Annotated in this window: 17 protein-coding genes; 7 read left to right on the forward strand and 10 right to left on the reverse strand. The window is 71.8% G+C overall.

Annotated elements, in window-relative coordinates; all coding sequences use genetic code 11:
• Window positions 1-40: 40 nt before the first annotated feature.
• Window positions 41-967: a helix-turn-helix domain-containing protein gene (locus tag ACZ5NW_RS24615; RefSeq protein WP_468746035.1), complete on the reverse strand. Its 927-nt coding sequence runs from the start codon at window positions 965-967 to the stop codon at window positions 41-43.
• Window positions 968-1,152: 185 nt separating this feature from the next.
• On the opposite strand from ACZ5NW_RS24615, the gene ACZ5NW_RS24620 reads away from it, so the two are divergent.
• Entirely contained in the window at window positions 1,153-2,196 is a 1,044-nt protein-coding gene (locus tag ACZ5NW_RS24620) for an NAD(P)-dependent alcohol dehydrogenase (protein WP_468746036.1), read from the forward strand.
• Window positions 2,197-2,252: 56 nt separating this feature from the next.
• Here the strand turns inward: ACZ5NW_RS24620 and ACZ5NW_RS24625 are convergent, their stop codons facing one another.
• From ACZ5NW_RS24625 to ACZ5NW_RS24635, 3 genes are all read right to left on the reverse strand, one after another.
• Window positions 2,253-3,665 (reverse strand): FAD-binding protein, encoded by a 1,413-nt coding sequence (locus ACZ5NW_RS24625; RefSeq protein WP_468746037.1) that lies wholly within the window; start codon window positions 3,663-3,665, stop codon window positions 2,253-2,255.
• A gap of 309 nt (window positions 3,666-3,974) precedes the next feature.
• Complete coding sequence (msrA, locus tag ACZ5NW_RS24630; RefSeq protein WP_468746038.1) at window positions 3,975-4,643, reverse strand: peptide-methionine (S)-S-oxide reductase MsrA; 669 nt, start codon at window positions 4,641-4,643, stop codon at window positions 3,975-3,977.
• A gap of 76 nt (window positions 4,644-4,719) precedes the next feature.
• Window positions 4,720-5,838 carry a hypothetical protein gene (locus ACZ5NW_RS24635; RefSeq protein WP_468746039.1) on the reverse strand — a complete coding sequence of 373 codons (1,119 nt, stop codon included), beginning with the start codon at window positions 5,836-5,838 and terminating at the stop codon, window positions 4,720-4,722.
• A gap of 112 nt (window positions 5,839-5,950) precedes the next feature.
• On the opposite strand from ACZ5NW_RS24635, the gene ACZ5NW_RS24640 reads away from it, so the two are divergent.
• A complete protein-coding gene (locus ACZ5NW_RS24640) occupies window positions 5,951-7,108 on the forward strand; it encodes a cystathionine gamma-synthase (protein ID WP_468746040.1) in 1,158 nt (385 codons plus the stop codon).
• 8 nt (window positions 7,109-7,116) lie between these two features.
• On the opposite strand, the gene ACZ5NW_RS24645 is transcribed toward ACZ5NW_RS24640, so the two are convergent.
• The 3 genes from ACZ5NW_RS24645 to ACZ5NW_RS24655 all read right to left on the reverse strand — a co-directional run bounded on the left by ACZ5NW_RS24645 (window position 7,117) and on the right by ACZ5NW_RS24655 (window position 8,593).
• Window positions 7,117-7,371, reverse strand: a complete 255-nt coding sequence (locus ACZ5NW_RS24645) for a hypothetical protein (protein ID WP_468746182.1) — start codon at window positions 7,369-7,371, stop codon at window positions 7,117-7,119.
• A gap of 40 nt (window positions 7,372-7,411) precedes the next feature.
• Entirely contained in the window at window positions 7,412-7,915 is a 504-nt protein-coding gene (locus ACZ5NW_RS24650) for a sigma factor-like helix-turn-helix DNA-binding protein (RefSeq protein WP_468746041.1), read from the reverse strand.
• Between the two features lie 153 nt (window positions 7,916-8,068).
• Window positions 8,069-8,593: a MarR family winged helix-turn-helix transcriptional regulator gene (locus ACZ5NW_RS24655; protein WP_468746042.1), complete on the reverse strand. Its 525-nt coding sequence runs from the start codon at window positions 8,591-8,593 to the stop codon at window positions 8,069-8,071.
• A 162-nt stretch (window positions 8,594-8,755) separates the two neighbouring features.
• Between ACZ5NW_RS24655 and ilvA the strand changes: the two genes are divergently transcribed.
• From ilvA to ACZ5NW_RS24670, 3 genes are all read left to right on the forward strand, one after another.
• Entirely contained in the window at window positions 8,756-9,985 is a 1,230-nt protein-coding gene (gene ilvA / locus ACZ5NW_RS24660) for a threonine ammonia-lyase (RefSeq protein WP_468746043.1), read from the forward strand.
• Window positions 9,986-10,193: 208 nt separating this feature from the next.
• Complete coding sequence (locus ACZ5NW_RS24665; protein WP_468746044.1) at window positions 10,194-11,171, forward strand: ATP-binding cassette domain-containing protein; 978 nt, start codon at window positions 10,194-10,196, stop codon at window positions 11,169-11,171.
• Window positions 11,168-12,025, forward strand: a complete 858-nt coding sequence (locus ACZ5NW_RS24670) for an ABC transporter permease (RefSeq protein ID WP_468746045.1) — start codon at window positions 11,168-11,170, stop codon at window positions 12,023-12,025. The genes ACZ5NW_RS24665 and ACZ5NW_RS24670 overlap by 4 nt, the downstream gene beginning before the upstream one ends.
• A gap of 92 nt (window positions 12,026-12,117) precedes the next feature.
• On the opposite strand, the gene greA is transcribed toward ACZ5NW_RS24670, so the two are convergent.
• Both greA and ACZ5NW_RS24680 read right to left on the reverse strand, forming a co-directional pair.
• Window positions 12,118-12,618, reverse strand: coding sequence for a transcription elongation factor GreA (greA, locus tag ACZ5NW_RS24675; protein WP_468746046.1), 501 nt, complete (start codon window positions 12,616-12,618; stop codon window positions 12,118-12,120).
• 177 nt (window positions 12,619-12,795) lie between these two features.
• Window positions 12,796-13,197: a DUF4307 domain-containing protein gene (locus ACZ5NW_RS24680; protein WP_468746047.1), complete on the reverse strand. Its 402-nt coding sequence runs from the start codon at window positions 13,195-13,197 to the stop codon at window positions 12,796-12,798.
• Window positions 13,198-13,343: 146 nt separating this feature from the next.
• Here ACZ5NW_RS24680 and mca point away from each other — a divergent pair, with 146 nt between their 5' ends.
• Window positions 13,344-14,204 (forward strand): mycothiol conjugate amidase Mca, encoded by an 861-nt coding sequence (gene mca, locus ACZ5NW_RS24685; protein ID WP_468746183.1) that lies wholly within the window; start codon window positions 13,344-13,346, stop codon window positions 14,202-14,204.
• Window positions 14,197-14,469, forward strand: coding sequence for a hypothetical protein (locus tag ACZ5NW_RS24690; RefSeq protein ID WP_468746048.1), 273 nt, complete (start codon window positions 14,197-14,199; stop codon window positions 14,467-14,469). Before mca ends, ACZ5NW_RS24690 begins: the two co-directional genes overlap by 8 nt.
• 392 nt (window positions 14,470-14,861) lie before the next feature.
• Here ACZ5NW_RS24690 and ACZ5NW_RS24695 read toward each other — a convergent pair whose 3' ends face one another.
• A complete protein-coding gene (locus ACZ5NW_RS24695; protein ID WP_468746049.1) occupies window positions 14,862-18,059 on the reverse strand; it encodes a tetratricopeptide repeat protein in 3,198 nt (1,065 codons plus the stop codon).
• Between the last annotated feature and the right edge of the window lie 181 nt (window positions 18,060-18,240).

Consider the following 18,240-nt stretch of genomic DNA (forward strand, 5'->3'; position numbering starts at 1 on the left):
GGGCGCACGGCGTGTGCGCCTGAGCCCCGGCCCGGGCCCGTCAGGCGGACGGCGTCTGCGCCTGCGTCCCGGCCCGGGTCGCGTCCGTCCCCCAACTGGCCAGCAGCCGCAGCGCCTCCGCGGACGCGGAGTCCGGTTCGGGGTGGTAGGTGATCAGGGACTGATCGGTGCCGTCCGTCAGACGGAACGTCTCGAAGGACAGGGTCAGTTCACCGACCAGCGGATGCCTCAGCCGCTTGACGCCGTAGCTCTTCTCCTTGACGTCATGGGTGGCCCACAGCTGTCTGAACTCCTCGCTCTTGAGGGAGAGTTCACCGACGAGCGCGGACAGCCGGGGGTCGTCGGGGTGGCAGCCCGCGTCCATCCGCAGATAGCTGACCATGTCCGAGGCCTTCCGGTCCCACTCCACGAACAGATCGCGGGACTCCGGCCTGAGGAACACCAGCCGCGCCCAGTTCCGCTCCTGCGCCGGCAGCTCGGACCAGTCGCCGAACACCGCCGCCGCCATGCGGTTCCACGCGAGGATGTCCGAGCGCCGGCCCACGATGTACGCCGGGACGCCGTCGATCGTGTCCAGCAGGTGCCGCAGCGCCCCGCGCACCTGCTGGGTGCGGCCCGCCGGCTTCTTCCGGTGCTGCTTGGGCTTCGCCAGATGCGTGAGGTGCGCGTGCTCGGCCTCGGTCAGCCGCAGCGCCCGCGCGATGGAGTCCAGCACCTCCGCCGACACATTCCGTCCGTTGCCCTGCTCAAGCCGCGTGTAGTACGCCACCGACACCCCGGCCAGCTGCGCCAGCTCCTCGCGCCTGAGGCCCGGCACCCTGCGGTGCCGGCCGAAGTCGGGCAGCCCGACGTCCTCCGGCTTCAGCCGGGCCCGCCGGGTGCGCAGAAACTCGCTGAGCTCCGCCCGCCGGTCCAGACCGGCGCCGGGCTCCGGGGTGGAGACGGGGTGCTCGGGGTGCTCGTCCATGCGTCCAGTATTCCTGTGCGTGCGTGGTCGTACGTTCCCGAGCCTGACCCCGCCAGTGGTAGGCACGGCAGTCGTACGCAAAGCCGTGGTCTGGGTGACCGCCCCTCGTTTCGGCAGGCTGGAACCGTGCCCGGCCGAGAAGACAGGCGCCGGGCGTACCTCCCCCTGCTAGGAGATCCCCCGGCATGACCACTGTTGCTGCCTACGCCGCGCCCGCCCCCAAGGCTCCGCTGGAGCGCACGACGATCGAGCGCCGTCCGGTGGGCGAGCACGACGTCCTGATCGACATCAAGTTCGCCGGAATCTGTCACTCCGACATCCACCAGGCCCGCGAGGGCTGGGGCGAGGCGATCTTCCCCATGATCCCCGGCCATGAGATCGCCGGAATCGTCACCGAGGTCGGCCCCGGCGTCACCCGCTACGCCGTCGGCGACCGCGTGGGCGTCGGCTGCATGGTCGACTCCTGCCGCACCTGCGACAACTGCAAGGCCGGCCAGGAGCAGTACTGCACCGGCGGCGGCATGGTCGGCACGTACAACGCGCTCGACAAGAACGGCGAGCCCACGTACGGCGGCTACTCCCGCGCGATCGTCGTCGACGAGAACTACGTCGTGCGCATCCCCGACGGCCTGTCCCTCGACGTGGCCGCGCCGCTGCTGTGCGCCGGCATCACCACGTACTCCCCGCTCAAGCACTGGAACGCCGGCCCCGGCAAGAAGGTCGCGGTCCTCGGCATGGGCGGCCTCGGCCACATGGCCGTCAAGATCGCGCACGCCCTCGGCGCCGAGGTCACCGTCCTCTCGCAGTCCCTGCGCAAGAAGGACGACGGCCTGAAGCTGGGCGCCGACCACTACTACGCCACCAGCGACCCCAAGACCTTCCAGGAACTGGCCGGCGGCTTCGACCTCATCCTCTCCACGGTCTCCGCCCCGCTGGACTTCGGCGCGTACCTCTCGCTGCTGAAGACCGACGGCGCGCTGGTGAACGTCGGTGCCCCCGAGGAGCCGATCTCCCTCAACCTCTTCTCGGTCATCGGCGGCCGCAAGACGCTCGCCGGCTCCATGATCGGCGGCATCGCCGAGACGCAGGAGATGCTGGACTTCTGCGCCGAGCACGGCTTCGGCGCGGAGATCGAGCTGATCGGCGCGGAGGAGATCAACGAGGCGTACGAGCGGGTCCTGGCGAGCGACGTGCGCTACCGCTTCGTGATCGACACGGCGACGATCTGAGTCCGACGTGCGGTGGGCCCCGGTCGAGCAGGACGACCGGGGCTCCCGTCGTCGCCTCAGAAGATGGCCTGACCCGGGGTCAGGAGACCCTTCGGGTCGTAGGTGCGCTTCGCCGACTCCAGCGCCGGCCACGCCTCACCGAAGTGGCTCCGCCAGTCCGCGCGGGTGAGCGGGATGCTGCCGATCGGGTAGTACGTCCCGCCGGCCGCGACGGCGCTCTCGTAGGCGGAGCGGTTGGCCGCGAGGAGGCGGTTCACGGCGGCCGTGTCGTCCGCCGGCACCGCCCGCAGGACGTCGAAGAGGTACGACATGTCCTCGCCGGAGGTGCGCAGGAGAGGGGTGGTGAGGCGCTCCCTGGGCAGGGGGTAGAAGAGGATGACGCCGGGGCCGAGGTCGGCCGGGGTGAGGGCGTCGAGGATCTGTCCGCCGACGGTCGCGGCGGAGGTCCCCGGGAGCATCAGGTCGAGCCAGGGGTGGGCGTAGTTCCAGACACCGGCCTCCTTCTGCGCGGCGACCCAGGGGGCCAGCCGGTTCAGGAAGTCGAAGTAACCGTGTTCCTCGGACCGGACGGTGGCCGGGTCGTGGCGCAGCCCGCGCAGCAGGGCCGCGTCGTCCGGCGCGGGGCCGACCGGCGGACCGTAGGCCACGACCTCCAGGGCGTACCCGCGGAAGGCGCCGTCGGCGTCCGGATGGACCTGGCCCACGACGGAGCCGAAGCGGCCGTCCCGAGCGAGGACGCGCTGGTCGTCGAGGAGGGTGCCGAGGTCGCCGTAGGTCAGCTGGTAGACGCGCACGGTGTCCGGCGCGGGCACCAGACGGACGGTCGCCTCGACGATGATGCCGCACTGGCCGAGGCCGGCGAGGACCGCACGGAAGAGATCGGGGCGCCGGGAGGGGGAGCAGCGCAGGAGCTGGCCCGCTCCGGTGACCACGCGGAGCTCGGTGACGTTGTCGACCTGCGCGCCGTGCCGTTGGACCTGGCCGCTCAGACCGCCGACGGCCAGGGTGCCGCCGACGGAGAGCTCGATGAAGTCCGTGAAGACGGGCGGGGTGAGACCGTGGGCGAGGGTCGCCCGGGCCAGCTCGCTCCAGCGGGCGCCCGCGCCGACGGTGACGGTGGTGCTGCCCGGCGCCACGGCGCCGATGTCCGCGAGGGTCGCCATGTCGATGACCAGGCCGCCGCCCGCCTGCGCCTGACCGTACGAGCCGTGGCCCTGGCCGCGGGGCGCGACCGGCAGGCAGTGCGTGTTGCAGAACCGGACCATGGCGACGACGTCGCTGACCGAGCCGGGGCGCAGGACGGCCGCGGGACGGTGGTGCACGATGTGCCCGTAGTCGTCGGCCGCGGCGTCGAGCGACGCGTCGTCCGTGACGAGGGTGCCGTCCAGCGGGGGAACCAGGGCCGTCTCGACACCGGCCCCCGACTCGGTGGTGGCCCAGCTGCGGGTACCGGGATCGAACCCGATCACCGCGGCGCCGGCGATGGTGATCCCCCGAAGAACAGCACGTCTCGATGGCGTACGGGACATACGCATTTCCCCCCAATGATCAACACGAAATCTTCAAATCCACGACAGCGTAGGCCAATTGACGCGGTCGAGGACCGTTTTCGATGTTGACGGGGTGGGGCAGCGCAGGGGGGCGCGCTTCAGCGGCCCGCGGAGCGTTTCGCTTCGAGGGGGCGGTGAGGACGACGCGGACACCTCGTCGCCGCACACGGACCGCCGGCGCCGAGAGCCACGAACAGCCGCGTGATTCTCGCCGCCGCTCACACCGGATCAGCCGTCAGCCTGGGCCACACCGATCGGGCAAGAGACCCCCGTCCCGCCCAGGCCGCAATAGCCTGCCGGGTTCTTGTCCAGGTACTGCTGGTGGTAGGCCTCCGCCGGGTAGAAGGGGCGGCCTTCCGCGGGGAGGAGTTCGGTGGTGATCGTGCCGTGGCCCGAGGCCGTCAGGACGGTCTGGTAGGTGTCGCGGGACGCCTTCGCCGTGGCCGCCTGGGCGGGGGTGTGGGTGTAGATCGCCGAGCGGTACTGCGTGCCCACGTCGTTGCCCTGGCGGAAGCCCTGCGTGGGGTTGTGGGACTCCCAGAAGGTCTTCAGGAGGCGGTCGTAGGAGATCAGCTTCGGGTCGTAGACCACGCGGACCGCCTCGGTGTGGCCCGTGAGGCCCGAGCAGACCTCCTCGTAGGTCGGGTTCTCCGTGTAGCCGCCCTGGTAGCCGACCAGGGTCGTCCAGATGCCCGCCGGGAGCTGCCAGAACTTGCGTTCCGCGCCCCAGAAGCAGCCCAGGCCGAAGTCGGCCACCTCCAGGCCCTCGGGGTAGGGGCCGAGCAGCGGGTTGCCGAGGACGGTGTGGCGGTCGGGGACGGAGAACGCGGGCTCCGGGCGGCCCCGCAGAGCCTGCTCGGGGGTGGGCAGCTGGGGCGTACGGCTGTGCAGGAACATGTGGTCTCCACGTCTCCGATGCTGAGCGGTCGGGGGTCCGCTCAGCTCAACGTGCCGGAGCCGCCCGGAATTCCGGTCAGTGCGGGAGGGTCGCCGGGCTGCCGCCGTTCGCCTCGTACCCCGCCACCGCCAGCGCGCGGCACACCGCGAACGCCGCCGCCGGGTCCGCGGACAGGGTCCAGGGGAGGGCGCCGACATGACCGTCGACGTGTATCAGCTGGTCCATCGCCTCCGACCAGCGCTCGGCCGGCACCAGGAAGGCGACCAGCATGTGGCGCACATGCGCCTGCACCGGGTCGTCGGGTGCGGCCGCGTGCACCGCGTGCAGCGCGCCGTGCACCGCCTTCGTCACGACCTCGCTCCGGTAGAGGCTCTGGACGAGGTTCACCTCGGGGAGGTGCTCGAACACCGCGAAGAGGGGCAGCGCCGCCAGGAGCGAACCCTCGGGTGCCCTGGCCGCCGCCGTCTCGGCGAAGGAGTACGCCAGCTCGCGCGAGCCGTGCCACTTCTCGCACCAGTAGTGCAGGGCCGCCAGATGCGCGCCCATGTGCGCCGGCGCGCGGTCCAGGATCTTCAGCCACAGCTGCTCGAACTCGTCCCGCGGATACGCCAGGCCACGCGCCACCGACAGCTCGACGATGTACGGGACCGGGTCGCCCGGCGCGAGCAGCGCCGCCTCGCCGCACGCCGCCCTCGCCTCGTCCATGATGATCCGGAAGTCCTCCGCGCCCGGCGTCGACGTCCGCCACGCCTGCTGCACCAGGAACTCCGCGTACACCGCGGCACCGCCCGCGTCCTTGGGCGCCTCCGCGCGCCACACCCGCAGCCACTGCCCGCCGGGGGTCTCGCTGACGCCGCCCGGCCGCTGCTGCAGCTCCAGCGCCGCCGCGCCCGCGAACGCCTGCACCCGCTGCCAGCGCAGTTCGCCCTGCGCCTCGGTGCCGGCCAGCAGCTGCTGCGCCGCGCGGTAGTCCCGCGTGCGCTGCACCAGGTCCAGGACCTTCAGCAGGTCCTCGTCGGGGCCGGGCATACGGATGTCCAGCTCCTCCTCGCGCACAAAGCCGTACTTCGCCGGATCCGCGGCGTCCGGATGTCCCGGCGCGACCCGCTCGATCCGCCCGCGCCTGCGCAGCACGAACGGGCCGAGCACGAAGCCCAGCATGGCCAGCGCCATCAGGATCCAGAGAATCTCCATGCCTCCAAGCGAACCAGACGGCACTGACAAACGCCCAACCCCACCCCCGCGACGGCCGCCGACCCGGCCGCCCGTGAGCACCGGGGCCGCGGGCGCACTACGCTCGGTGCACATGAGCCACAGGCAGATCAGTCAGCACTTCGAGACCCTCGCGATCCACGCGGGCAACACCGCCGACCCCCTCACCGGTGCGGTGGTCCCCCCGATCTACCAGGTCTCGACCTACAAGCAGGACGGCGTGGGCGGCCTGCGCGGCGGCTACGAGTACAGCCGCAGCGCCAACCCGACCCGCACCGCCCTGGAGGAGAACCTCGCCGCCCTCGAAGGCGGCCGCCGCGGCCTCGCGTTCGCTTCCGGACTGGCGGCCGAGGACTGCCTGCTGCGTACGCTGCTCAGCCCCGGCGACCACGTGGTCATCCCCAACGACGCATACGGCGGCACGTTCCGCCTGTTCGCGAAGGTCGTCGCCCGCTGGGGCGTGGAGTGGTCGGTCGCCGACACCAGCGACCCGGCCTCCGTACGGGCCGCGATCACCCCGAAGACCAAGGTCGTGTGGGTGGAGACGCCCTCCAACCCGCTGCTCGGCATCACCGACATCGCGGCCGTCGCCCAGATCGCCCGGGACGCGGGTGCCCGCCTCGTCGTCGACAACACCTTCGCCACGCCGTACCTTCAGCAGCCGCTGACGCTCGGCGCGGACATCGTCGTGCACTCCCTCACCAAGTACATGGGCGGCCACTCCGACGTCGTCGGCGGCGCGCTGATCACCGGTGACGAGGCGCTCGGCGAGGAGCTGGCGTTCCACCAGAACGCGATGGGCGCGGTCGCCGGGCCCTTCGACTCCTGGCTGGTGCTGCGCGGCACCAAGACGCTGTCGGTGCGCATGGACCGGCACAGCGAGAACGCCACGAAGATCGCCGACATGCTCACCCGCCACGCGCGCGTGACGCGGGTCCTCTACCCAGGTCTGCCCGAGCACCCCGGCCACGAGGTCGCCGCCAAGCAGATGCGGGCCTTCGGCGGCATGGTCTCCTTCCAGGTCGAGGGCGGCGAGGAGGCGGCCGTCGAGGTCTGCAACCGCGCCAAGGTGTTCACGCTCGGCGAGTCCCTGGGCGGCGTCGAGTCGCTGATCGAGCACCCGGGCCGGATGACGCACGCGTCCGTCGCGGGTTCCGCCCTGGAGGTGCCGGCCGACCTCGTCCGCCTCTCCGTGGGCATCGAGAACGTCGAGGACCTCCTGGAGGACCTGCAGCAGGCGCTCGGCGGCTGAGCGGGGATTCACCAGCCGGTCAGGGGTGGGGTCGTGTCCGACGGCGGCTCCACCCAGGGGTGGACGGTCAGCGCCCACACCACGAAGGCCAGGCTCGCGGCGAGGAGCAGCAGCCACAGCGTCCGGTGCGTCAGCCGTCGCCGGCGCAGCAGCCGCGTCCCGTGCCGTACGACCTCGGCGTAGACCTCCGGCGGCACGGTCGGTGGAGCGCCGTCGCCGTCCAGGAGCCGTCGTACGGCCGCGTCCCGCTCGGGCCGGCTCACCATGACCGCCGCCTCACGACTGTCGTATCTCGCGGCCCGCTCATGACGGTGCCACCTTCGGGCTGGTCACCGGCGCGGAGGGGGCGGGCGGCGGATGCAGCAGGGTGGTCGTCGCGCGTTCGCAGATCGCGTGGACGCGTTCCGGGGGCAGCGCCAGCAGGGCGCCGACCTGCTCGTCGGCCACGCCCTCGTGCATGCGCAGCACCAGGATCAGGCGTTCCTGCGGGGTGAGCCGGGCCACCGGGCTGTCGGGGTGCGGGCGGGCGCGGCCGGGGGCGCCGTACTGGTGCCAGGCGCCGCGCGCGAAGCGGGTGACCAGGTACTGGCGTGCGCGGTCGTAGGGGTCCTCGCCGTGCAGCCCGTCCCAGCATGCGTACGTGTGCGCGAGCGACAGCGTCAGCAGGCGTCGCGCCCGCGGGTTGTCGTCCGGGGACTCGCCGGTGAACAGCGTGGCGGTGTGCAGGAGCCTGCCGCCGGCTCCCGCGACGAACGCCTCGAACTCGCGGGCCCGGCGCGCGTCCTGGGCCTGTCGCCTGTCTCGCACCGCGCCTCCCCCCGACGCCGATCCGTGAGCACGGTCGCATCCGGTCGTCGCCGGGCGTACCCGATTTCATATGAGGCCAGGGGTGGGCTTTCGGTCAAGAGCCGCGCACGGGGCGATCACGCGGGTACGCACGCGTGGCCGCCCCGTACCAGGTCAGGACGTGGGTGCCGCCGCCGGCTCGGGGGCCGCCTCGGCGCCGGACAGGCCCCCTACGGCCATCCGCGCCGACAGCGCGCCATTGAAGCGCGTGAGGAGCGCGCAGAACGCCTCGCGCTCCTCCGGCGCCCAGTCGTGCGTCAACTCGGCCATCAACTGACGCCTTGAGGAGCGCACTTCCTCCAGCCGGGACTGACCGCGCGGGGAGAGCTGGAGCACCACGGCCCGCCCGTCCTCGGGGTGCGAGGTGCGCTTGACGAGACCGGTCTCGACGAGCGGCGCCACCTGGCGGGTGACCGTCGAGGAGTCGATGCCCATGCTCGAGGCGAGCGCCTTGACGCCCATCGGGCCCTCGTTGTCGAGGCGGTTGAGCAGCAGATACGCGGCGCGGTCCATGGAGTTGCGGACCTGCCCGACCCCGCCGAGCCGGGTCTGTTCGGCACGGCGCGCGAAGAGCGCGACCTCGTGCTGCAGCGTGTCGAGAAGACCGGTGTCACCGACGGTCGTCATGTCCATCGACATTTCAGGCGTTGTGGGCATGGCCGGGGGCTCACTTCATGAAGGGGTGCTGGTGGGGGAAACAGGTTACGCGGCCGGAAGCCGCCCCGTACCGGCCCCGCGCAAACCCGTCTCGACGGTTGGTCACAGCGGTCCTCCGCGCCTGTGAACTGCGATGCTGGAGTCATGAGCTACAGCACGGCTGACTCCTTGCGGCCCGTCACTCTCGACGATGTGCGGGGCGCCCAGAAGATGCTGTCGGGCGTGGCACGGGTGACCGCGATGGAGGGCAGCAGGCATCTGTCCCAGCTCGTCGGGGCGCCGGTGCACTTCAAGTGCGAGAACCTCCAGCGGACCGGCTCGTTCAAGCTGCGCGGCGCGTACGTCCGTATCGCCGGGCTGCTGCCGGAGGAGCGGGCCGCCGGAGTGGTCGCCGCGAGCGCGGGCAACCACGCGCAGGGTGTGGCGCTGGCGTCGTCGCTGCTGGGGGTGGCCTCGACGGTGTTCATGCCGCAGGGCGCCCCGCTGCCGAAGATCAGCGCCACCCGGGACTACGGCGCCCAGGTGCGCCTGCACGGTCAGGTGGTCGACGAGACGCTGGCCGCCGCGCAGGAGTACGCGGCCGCGACCGGGGCGGTGTTCATCCACCCCTTCGACCACCCGGACGTCATCGCCGGGCAGGGCACGGTGGGCCTGGAGATCCTGGAGCAGTGCCCGGAGGTGCGCACGATCGTCGTCGGGGTCGGCGGCGGGGGGCTCGCGGCGGGCATCGCGGTCGCGGTGAAGGCGCTGCGGCCGGACGTGCGGATCGTCGGTGTGCAGGCGGAGGGCTCGGCCGCGTACCCGCCGTCGCTGGCCGCCGGGCACCCGGTCGCGCTGCGCAGCCCGGTGACGATGGCCGACGGCATCAGGGTGGGCCGTCCCGGCGACGTGCCGTTCGACATCGTGCGCGAGCTCGTGGACGAGGTGCGCACGGTGACGGAGGACGAGCTGTCCACCGCGCTGCTGCTGTGCCTGGAGCGGGCCAAGCTGGTCGTCGAACCGGCCGGGGCGAGCCCGGTCGCCGCGCTGCTGCACGATCCCGGGGCCTTCGAGGGTCCGGTCGTCGCCGTGCTCTCCGGCGGCAACGTCGACCCGCTGCTGCTCCAGCGCGTCCTGCGGCACGGCATGGCCGCGCAGGGCCGCTATCTGGCCGTCACGGTCCGGCTGACCGACCGCCCCGGCGCCCTCGCCGCGCTCCTCGGGGTGTTGTCGGTGGCCGACGCCAACGTCCTCGACGTGAGCCATGTGCGGACCGACCCCCGGCTCGGGCTCACGGAGGCGGAGGTGGAGCTGCACCTGGAGACGAAGGGTCCCGCCCACTGCGCCGAGGTCGGCCAGGCGCTGCGCGACGCGGGCTACATCGTCATCGACTGAGGCGTCATCGGCTGAGGCGCACGTTCACCCGTTCGAGCGCACACCCGACAACTCCATTGAGACTCGCGATACATCGCGTTATGGTGAATCCCGTGGCCGCCACCGTGCGCCGCGCACTGCCCCATACCTAGGCTTTTCCGGAGCACGCGAAGTGCACCGGGCCCCTGAAGCACCCAGAGACGCATCCCCGACGACGTGGAGAACTCTTATGCCAGGCGCCATCTATGCCGAAGGGCTCGTGAAGTCCTTCGGCGACGTAAAGGCTCTGGACGGCGTCGACCTCGACGTACCGCAAGGCACGGTCCTCGGCCTGCTCGGGCCCAACGGCGCGGGCAAGACCACCACCGTCCGCTGCCTGACCACCCTGCTGCGCCCCGACCGGGGCCGGGCCGTCGTGGCCGGTGTCGACGTCCTCGAACACCCCGACCGGGTGCGCCGCTCGATCGGCCTGTCCGGCCAGTTCGCCGCGGTCGACGAGTATCTGACCGGCCGCGAGAACCTCCAGATGGTCGGCAGGCTCTACCAGATGAGGGCCAAGGACGCGAAGGAGAGAGCCGCCGAACTGCTCGACCGGTTCGACCTCGCGGACGCCGCCGACCGCCCCACCAAGACGTACTCCGGCGGTATGCGCCGCCGCCTCGACCTCGCCGCCGCCCTCGTGGTCTCCCCGCCCGTGATGTTCATGGACGAGCCGACCACCGGCCTCGACCCGCGCAACCGTCAGCTGCTGTGGGACGTCATCAAGCAGCTCGTCTCCGGCGGTACGACCCTGCTGCTGACGACGCAGTATCTGGAGGAGGCCGACCATCTCGCGCACGACATCGCGGTCGTCGACCACGGCCGTGTCATCGCCCGCGGCACCTCCGACCAGCTCAAGGCCCGCACCGGCGGCGAGCGCGTCGAGGTCGTGGTGCACGAGCGCGAGGAGATGGCCGCCGCCGTCGAGGTGCTGCGCGGCTTCGGCAAGGGCGAGGCCACCGTCGAGGAGCACATCCGTAAGCTGACGGTGCCCGTCACCGGTGGCGCCAAGCTCCTCGCGGAGGTCATCCGCGAACTCGACACCCGAGGCATCGAGATCGACGACATCGGGCTGCGCCGGCCCACCCTGGACGACGTCTTCCTGTCCCTGACCGGACACGCCGCCGAGGACAAGGACGAACAGAGCGGCAAGGAGGCCGTGAAGTGAGCGCACTCACCGACACCGTGCGGGTCGCCCCGGCCGGGAACCCCGTCAGCCAGTCCATCAGGGACTCACTGGTCGTCGCCCAGCGGAATCTGATTCGCATGTCCAGGATTCCCGAGATGTTGGTGTATGGGCTGATACAGCCCATCATGTTCGTGGTGCTGTTCACCTACGTCTTCGGTGGGTCCATGCAGATCGGCGGCAGTACCAGCGCCACCGACTACAAGAACTTCCTGATGGCGGGCATCTTCGCGCAGACCGTCACCTTCGCCACCGCCAGTTCCGGTGCGGGCATCGCCGACGACATGCACAAGGGGCTCATCGACCGCTTCCGCTCGCTGCCGATGGCGCGCGGCGCGGTGCTCACCGGGCGGACGCTCGCCGACTCCGTGCAGACGGCCCTGACCCTGGTCGTGCTCGCCGTGGTCGCGCTGCTGGTCGGCTGGCGGGTCGGGTCGGACGGTGACACCAACGCCGGCAAGGTGCTGGGCGCCTTCGGGCTCCTGCTCCTGCTCGGTTACGCCTTCACCTGGATCGGCGCCCTGATCGGCATGTCCGTGCGCACGCCCGAGGCGGCCACCTCCAGCGGGCTGATCTGGCTGTTCCCCGTCACCTTCATCTCGAACGCGTTCGTGGACACCAGCCATATGACCCCGTGGCTGCGCCATATCGCCGAGTGGAACCCGTTCAGTGCCACGGTCCAGGCGTGCAGGGTGCTCTTCGCCAACCCCGGGCAGTCCACGTCGGACGCCTGGCCGATGCAGCACCCGGTCTGGGCGTCGCTGATCTACTCGATCCTGATCATCGCGATATTCAGGACCCTCGCGGTCCGCAAGTACCGCTCGGCCCACTCCTGACCCGCCTGCCTGACCGGCATGACAAGGCCCCCGGCGTCAGCTGGACGCCGGGGGCCCCGGATCAGGATCGTCGGTCGGGTGAGCGCGGACGCTCAGCCGTTGTAGGGCTCGGCCTTGAGGATGCGGACCGACGCCTTCTTGCCGTTCGGCAGTTCGTAGTCCGCGTCCTCGCCGACCTTGTGACCGATCACGCCGGCGCCGAGCGGCGACTGAGGCGAGTAGGTCTCGATGTCGGAGCTGGCGTACTCACGGGAGGCCAGCAGGAAGGTCAGCGTGTCGTCCTCGTCACCGTCGAAGGCGATCGTCACGACCATGCCGGGCGCCACCGCGCCGTCCGCCGAAGCCGGAGCCTCGCCGACCTTGGCGCTTTCGAGCAGCTGGGTCAGCTGGCGCACACGGAGCTCCTGCTTGCCCTGCTCCTCCTTGGCCGCGTGGTACCCGCCGTTCTCGCGCAGGTCGCCCTCCTCGCGCGCGGCCGCGATCTTGGCGGCGATCTCGGTGCGCGCAGGACCAGTAAGGTACTCAAGCTCATCCTTGAGCTTGTTGTACGCCTCCTGGGTCAGCCAGGTGACGTTCTCGCTGGTCTGGGTCACAGGGTGCTCCTCGTCGGTACTGGGAATACAAAGCATCGCCCTACCCAGAAGCATGTTCCTCCACGGGAGGGCGAAACCACGAGCCTAACAATTCACCGGCCGAAGGGGGAGGACAAAAGCCACCGGAATTACGTCAACGCAGGTCAGCGACTACGTAATCCGGGTAACATCCGGCACTCAGTCGGCGTGGCAGCCCAGCAGCTCGGCCGTCGTCCCCTTCGCCGTGGTGCGCAGCGTGACCACCTTGTCGATCCGGGTGTCCGAACCGGAGAAGCGGAAGTCGGCCCGGCCCACCTCGGAGCCGTCCTCGGCCTGGGAGCGGATGGTGCAGTAGCCGTCGGTCCCGGCGTCCTTGTGGACCTCCAGATGCACCTTGACGGCGTCGTCCGACGCCTGGAAGGTGATCACCTGGGCGCTGATCTCGTTCTGGCCGATGTAGTGGTAGGCGAAATAGCCGATGAGGCCCAGCAGGGCCGTGCCGAACACGATCCCGGCGATCTTGAGCTTGCGGTCGGCACGCTCGTCCGAGGACCGGCCGTAACGGCCCTCGGGAACCCGTGAGCTCGCCGTCGCACTCATGATCGTCCTCTCGGCTGAGGCCGCTCCACCGGCGGTCCCGGAATTATTCGCCCCCCGATTCGGTCACTATAGAAGCCGCCGATCGCACCCCAAGACCCGGGGCGCCGACACATGAGGATTGAGTCTTGACTGACCAGTTGCGACTGATGGCCGTTCACGCCCACCCCGACGACGAGTCGAGCAAGGGCGCGGCCACCATGGCGAAGTACGTGTCCGAGGGGGTGGACGTGCTGGTCGTGACCTGCACGGGCGGGGAGCGCGGCTCCATCCTCAATCCGAAACTTCAGGGCGACAAGTACATCGAGGAGCACATCCACGAGGTACGCAAGAAGGAGATGGACGAGGCCCGCGAGATCCTCGGGATCAAGCAGGAGTGGCTCGGCTTCGTCGACTCCGGTCTGCCCGAGGGCGACCCGCTGCCGCCGCTGCCCGAAGGGTGCTTCGCGCTGGAGGACCTCGACAAGGCGGCGGGGGAGCTGGTGAAGCAGATCCGCTCGTTCCGTCCCCAGGTGATCACCACCTACGACGAGAACGGTGGCTATCCGCACCCCGACCACATCATGACCCACAAGATCTCGATGGTGGCGTTCGAGGGCGCCGCGGACACCGAGAAGTACCCCGAGGCCGAGTACGGGCCCGCGTACCAGCCGCTGAAGCTCTACTACAACCAGGGCTTCAACCGTCCCCGCACCGAGGCGCTGCACCAGGCCATGCTCGACCGGGGCATGGAGTCCCCCTACGGCGACTGGCTGAAGCGCTGGGACGAGTTCGGTATGAAGCAGCGCACGATCACCACGCACGTTCCGTGCGGCGACTTCTACGAGATCCGTGACAAGGCCCTGATCGCCCACGCCACGCAGATCGATCCCGACGGTGGCTGGTTCCGGGTTCCGCTGGAGCTTCAGAGGGAGGTCTGGCCGACGGAGGAGTACGAGCTCGCGAAGTCGCTCGTGGACACCTCCCTCCCCGAGGACGACCTCTTCGCGGGCATCCGCGACAATGCCTGATATGAGCGCAAGCGTGAGCGTGGCAATGACACACCTCGTCCCTCTCGCCAAGGAGGTCGACGAGAACAAGGTCACTCCCGGTGTCCTCGGCTTCATCGTGTTCGCGGTGATGGCGCTGGCCGTGTGGGGCCTGATGAAGTCGATGAACAAGCACATGGGCAAGGTCGACTTCGAGGAGACCCCGGAGGGGGACACCGAGAAGGCCGGCCAGACCGGCAAGGCCGAGGCCAAGGCCTCCGGCCAGGCCAAGCCGCAGCAGGGCTGAGGCGGGGTGAGCGGCCCACCCCGCTCACCCCGAGCCCGCCCGGCGCACCTCCGCGCACCCCGCCCGCGCCCGGGGCACTTCCGCGCATCCGGCTCCCGCCCGGGGCCCTCTGCGTGTCCGGCTCGCCTGGCGCACTTCCGCGCACCCCGCCCGCGCGCGAGGCACTTCCGCACGCCCCGCCCGCCGCTCGGGGCACCTCCGCACGCCCCGCCCGCCGCTCGGGGCACCTCCGCGCATCCCGCTCCCGCCCAGGGCCCTCCGTGCACCCCACCCCTGCCCCCAGGCACCTCGGCACACCCGCCCCCGCCCAGGGCCTCGGCGCACCCGCCCCCGCCCACGGCACCTCCGCAAACCCGCCCCCACCCCCACCCCCCTCACCCCCCGCACCCCCCTCACCCAATCTCCACCCCCATCACCTCCCGAGAGTGGCGGTCCGGGATCATGCCCAGTCGCCAGGCCTGCCAGCCTGCCTCCAGGGTGACGCCGCGCTCCAGTAGCAGGCGGTAGGCGCCCAGGTACTCGGTGAGTTTCTCGTCGCGCAGGGGGTGGGGCGTCTGCGTCAGGCGGGTCAGTTCCTCCTGGGCGACCACCGCGCCCACCTCCGCCCCGCCCGGTGAGGCGTACGGCAGGAGCGTGCCGCGCAGGAAGCGGGACCAGTCCTCGCCGCGGCGGTCGCCGTAGGACGCGAAGAGGGCCGTGGCCTCGTCGCACAGCGTCAGCGCCTGCTCGACGCGGGCGTTCCCCGCGTCCACCACGGCCAGCTCCAGGCAGGTCCACGCCTCGCCGTGCGGGACGCCGATGCGCTGGAAGTCGGCGCGGGCGTCGACCAGCAGCTGGCGGGCGAAGCCGGAGTTGCGCAGGGAGCCGGTCTGCGCGGCCCGCTGGTCCCGGGTCACGCGGGCCGAGTGGTGGCGGGCGCAGGCCAGCCCGTAGACGTCCCGCATCCGGGAGAACAGCGAGCGGGAGCGCTCCAGCTCGCGCACCGCCTGGTCCAGGTCGCCGCTCTCCTCCAGGGCCAGGCCCAGGTAGTACACCGTCCACGCCTCGCCGCGCGCGTCCTCGTTGTCGCGGTGCCGGGCGGCGGCCTGCCGCAGTCCGTCGACCGCCGGTGCCGCGTCGCCCCCGATCAGCAGGGCCCGGGCGAGCTGGGTCAGCGCCCACGCCTCGCCGCGCGCGTCGCGGGTGCGGCCGTACAGGTCGAGGGCCAGGTCCAGCTCGGCGCGGGCGCGCGGGACGTCGCCGCGCCGCAGATGCACCTGGCCCAGCTGGAAGTGCGCCCACGCCTCCCCGTGCACGGAGCCCCCCTGGCGGTGCAGGACGAGGGAGCGTTCCAGCAGGTCGAGGGCTTCGCCGAGGCGGGCGCGGTCCCGTTCCACGGCCGCCAGCGCGTGCATGGTCCAGGCGCGGTCCGTCGCGAGTTCGGGCGGCGACTGGAGGTCGAGGGCCTCGCGCAGTTTCGCCGCCGCCTCCGTCAGCTGCCCCTGGTGGTGCAGGGTGATGCCGAGGGAGCACAGGGCGCGGGCCGCGCCGGCGTCGTGGTGGGCCTGGAGGTAGAGGTCGACGACCGAGGTCAGCGTGGTGCGGGCCTTGTCGAGCTCGCCGAGCTGGCGGGCCGCGATGCCGGTGCGCCACTGCACGGAGCGGATCAGCAGGCTGCGGTCGACGGACTGCGCCAGCTCGCTGATCTCGCCGAGGCGGTAGAGGTCGCCGCGCAGCAGGCAGTAGTCGCACAGGGCGCCCAGCAGGCTCAGCACGGCGGCCTCGGCGACGCCCTCGCTGTGCCGCAGGGTGGCGGTGATGAAGCTCGACTCGTCGTCCAGCCAGCGCAGGGCCTCGTCGAGGGAGGTGAAGCCGTGCGGGGTGAAGCGGTCGGAGCGGGTCGACATGTTGCCGTCGACCAGCCGGAGCACGGAGTCGGCGAGTTCGGCGTAGCTCACGATCAGCCGCTCCTGGGCGGCGGTGCGTTCGGCGGGTTCCTCCTCGTCGAGGAGGCGGGCCTGGGCGAAGGCGCGGATCAGGTCGTGCAGCCGGTAGCGGTCGCCGCGGACGTGGTCGACCAGGCCGGCCCGGGCGAGCGCGACGAGGTGCCGGGTGGCCTCCGCGCGGTCGGTGGCCAGCAGGGCGGCCGCGGCGGCGGCGCCGAGCGAGGCCCGGCCGGCGAGCGCCAGCCTTCTGAGGAGCCTGCGGGTCATGTCCGGCTGGTCGGTGTAGCGCAGCCACAGCGCCCGTTCGACCGGGTCGACGGGTCCGTACGCCGCCAGGTCCGCGGCGAGGCGGCGCGGTGAGCGCGGGCCGAGCGAGGAGCCGGCGACGCGCAGGGCCAGCGGCAGTCCGCCGCACAGCTCGGTGATCCGGTCGGCGGCCTCGGCGTCGTAGGGCGCGGAGCTGTCCTGGGCGACCGCGCCCAGCAGTTCCTCGGCGCCCGCCGGCTCCAGGGGCGTGACGGCGAGTTCGTGCGCCCAGGCGGCCAGTTCGGGCGGCAGGTCGAGCGGGGTGCGGGTGGTGACCAGGACGAGGCTGTCGGAGCGTTCGGGGACGAGGGTGCGCACCTGTTCGGCGTCGTGCGCGTCGTCCAGGATCACCGTGACGGGCAGCCCGGTCAGATGCTGGTGGTAGAGCTCGCTGAGCCGTTTGATCTGCTGGTCGGGGGAGGACCGCTCCCGGAAGAGCAGCTGTTCGCGCGGGGCGCCGAGCCGGTTGAGCAGGTGCAGCAGGGCGTCGCGGGTGGACAGCGGGGCCTCCTGGGCGCTGCCCCCGCGCAGGTCCACCACGCAGGCGCCGCGGAACTGGTCGCGCAGATCGTGGGCGGCCCGGATCGCCAGCGTCGTACGGCCGCTGCCCGGCTCCCCGTGCAGGACGACGACCGTGGGCCGGGTCCGGGTGCCGGCCCGGGCGGCCTGGACCCACTGCCGGATCCGGGTCAGCTCCTGGCGCCGGCCCGCGAACGGGCCGGTCGCGTCGGGCAGTTGGCCGAAGGACTGCTCCAGCACCGTGCGGCCGCGGGCCGCCGCGCTCTTGTCCGCGCCGCGCAGCTGCGGCCCCTTCTTCCTGCCGACCGGGCCGGTCGACGCGGCCAGCACCCGCTGCTGGTCGAGGAAGGGGCGGATCCCGCGCACCTCCAGCGCGGTGAGCCACTGCAACCGCAGCTGTTCGGGCCCGCCCGGCTGGCCCTGGGCGCCGGCGCGGTGGTGCTCGGCGGGCAGATGGGTCCCGGCGACCTTCACCACGGTGGCGGCCGCGCCGACGACCCCGACGGTGACCCCGGCGCCGAGGGCGGTGCCCGGACCGGTGCCCAGGGCCAGGTCGGCGACGGCGGCGGTGACCGCGGCGACCCCCGCCACCAGCAGGGGAGTCCGGCCGCCCTCGCGGGCGTAGCGCTGCGCGAAGCTGAGGCGGCCGGCCTCCGTCTGCGCGAGGGCGCGTTCGTACGCCTCGTATTCGGCCGCCGCGGTCTGCGCCATCGCGTCCAGCGCGCCACGGGCCCGGCCGAGCAGTGCCTTGCCGTCCGTACGGCCCCCCGAGCGCCGTACCTCCTCCTCCACGGCTCGTGCCAACAGCCGCTCGGCCTCGGCCCGATGACTGTCCCTCATGTCCCGTCCCCCTCCGGCGCCGTCATCACTGCCTATGAGTCTGCGGCCGGGCGGGCGGCGAGGCGAGGGGGCGGCGATCACCGGCCGGCGATCGTGAAGACTCCTCCACATCCGGTCATCGAACGCCCACGGAGAGTGCTCCGATGCGCGGCCGACCCGGGGGTACTCCGTAGAGTGAGCC

Source organism: Streptomyces sp. NPDC032126 (assembly GCF_055580085.1).

Coding starts and splice junctions, on each gene's coding strand:
- ACZ5NW_RS24665 (WP_468746044.1), top strand. CDS start 10,194: ATGCCAGGCGCCATCTATGCCGAAGGGCTCGTGAAGTCCTTCGGCGAC.
- ACZ5NW_RS24620 (WP_468746036.1), top strand. CDS start 1,153: ATGACCACTGTTGCTGCCTACGCCGCGCCCGCCCCCAAGGCTCCGCTG.
- ACZ5NW_RS24640 (WP_468746040.1), top strand. CDS start 5,951: ATGAGCCACAGGCAGATCAGTCAGCACTTCGAGACCCTCGCGATCCAC.
- mca (WP_468746183.1), top strand. CDS start 13,344: ATGGCCGTTCACGCCCACCCCGACGACGAGTCGAGCAAGGGCGCGGCC.
- ACZ5NW_RS24635 (WP_468746039.1), bottom strand. CDS start 5,838: ATGGAGATTCTCTGGATCCTGATGGCGCTGGCCATGCTGGGCTTCGTG.
- ACZ5NW_RS24690 (WP_468746048.1), top strand. CDS start 14,197: ATGCCTGATATGAGCGCAAGCGTGAGCGTGGCAATGACACACCTCGTC.
- ACZ5NW_RS24695 (WP_468746049.1), bottom strand. CDS start 18,059: ATGAGGGACAGTCATCGGGCCGAGGCCGAGCGGCTGTTGGCACGAGCC.
- ACZ5NW_RS24655 (WP_468746042.1), bottom strand. CDS start 8,593: ATGTCGATGGACATGACGACCGTCGGTGACACCGGTCTTCTCGACACG.
- ilvA (WP_468746043.1), top strand. CDS start 8,756: ATGAGCTACAGCACGGCTGACTCCTTGCGGCCCGTCACTCTCGACGAT.
- msrA (WP_468746038.1), bottom strand. CDS start 4,643: ATGTTCCTGCACAGCCGTACGCCCCAGCTGCCCACCCCCGAGCAGGCT.
- ACZ5NW_RS24680 (WP_468746047.1), bottom strand. CDS start 13,197: ATGAGTGCGACGGCGAGCTCACGGGTTCCCGAGGGCCGTTACGGCCGG.
- ACZ5NW_RS24615 (WP_468746035.1), bottom strand. CDS start 967: ATGGACGAGCACCCCGAGCACCCCGTCTCCACCCCGGAGCCCGGCGCC.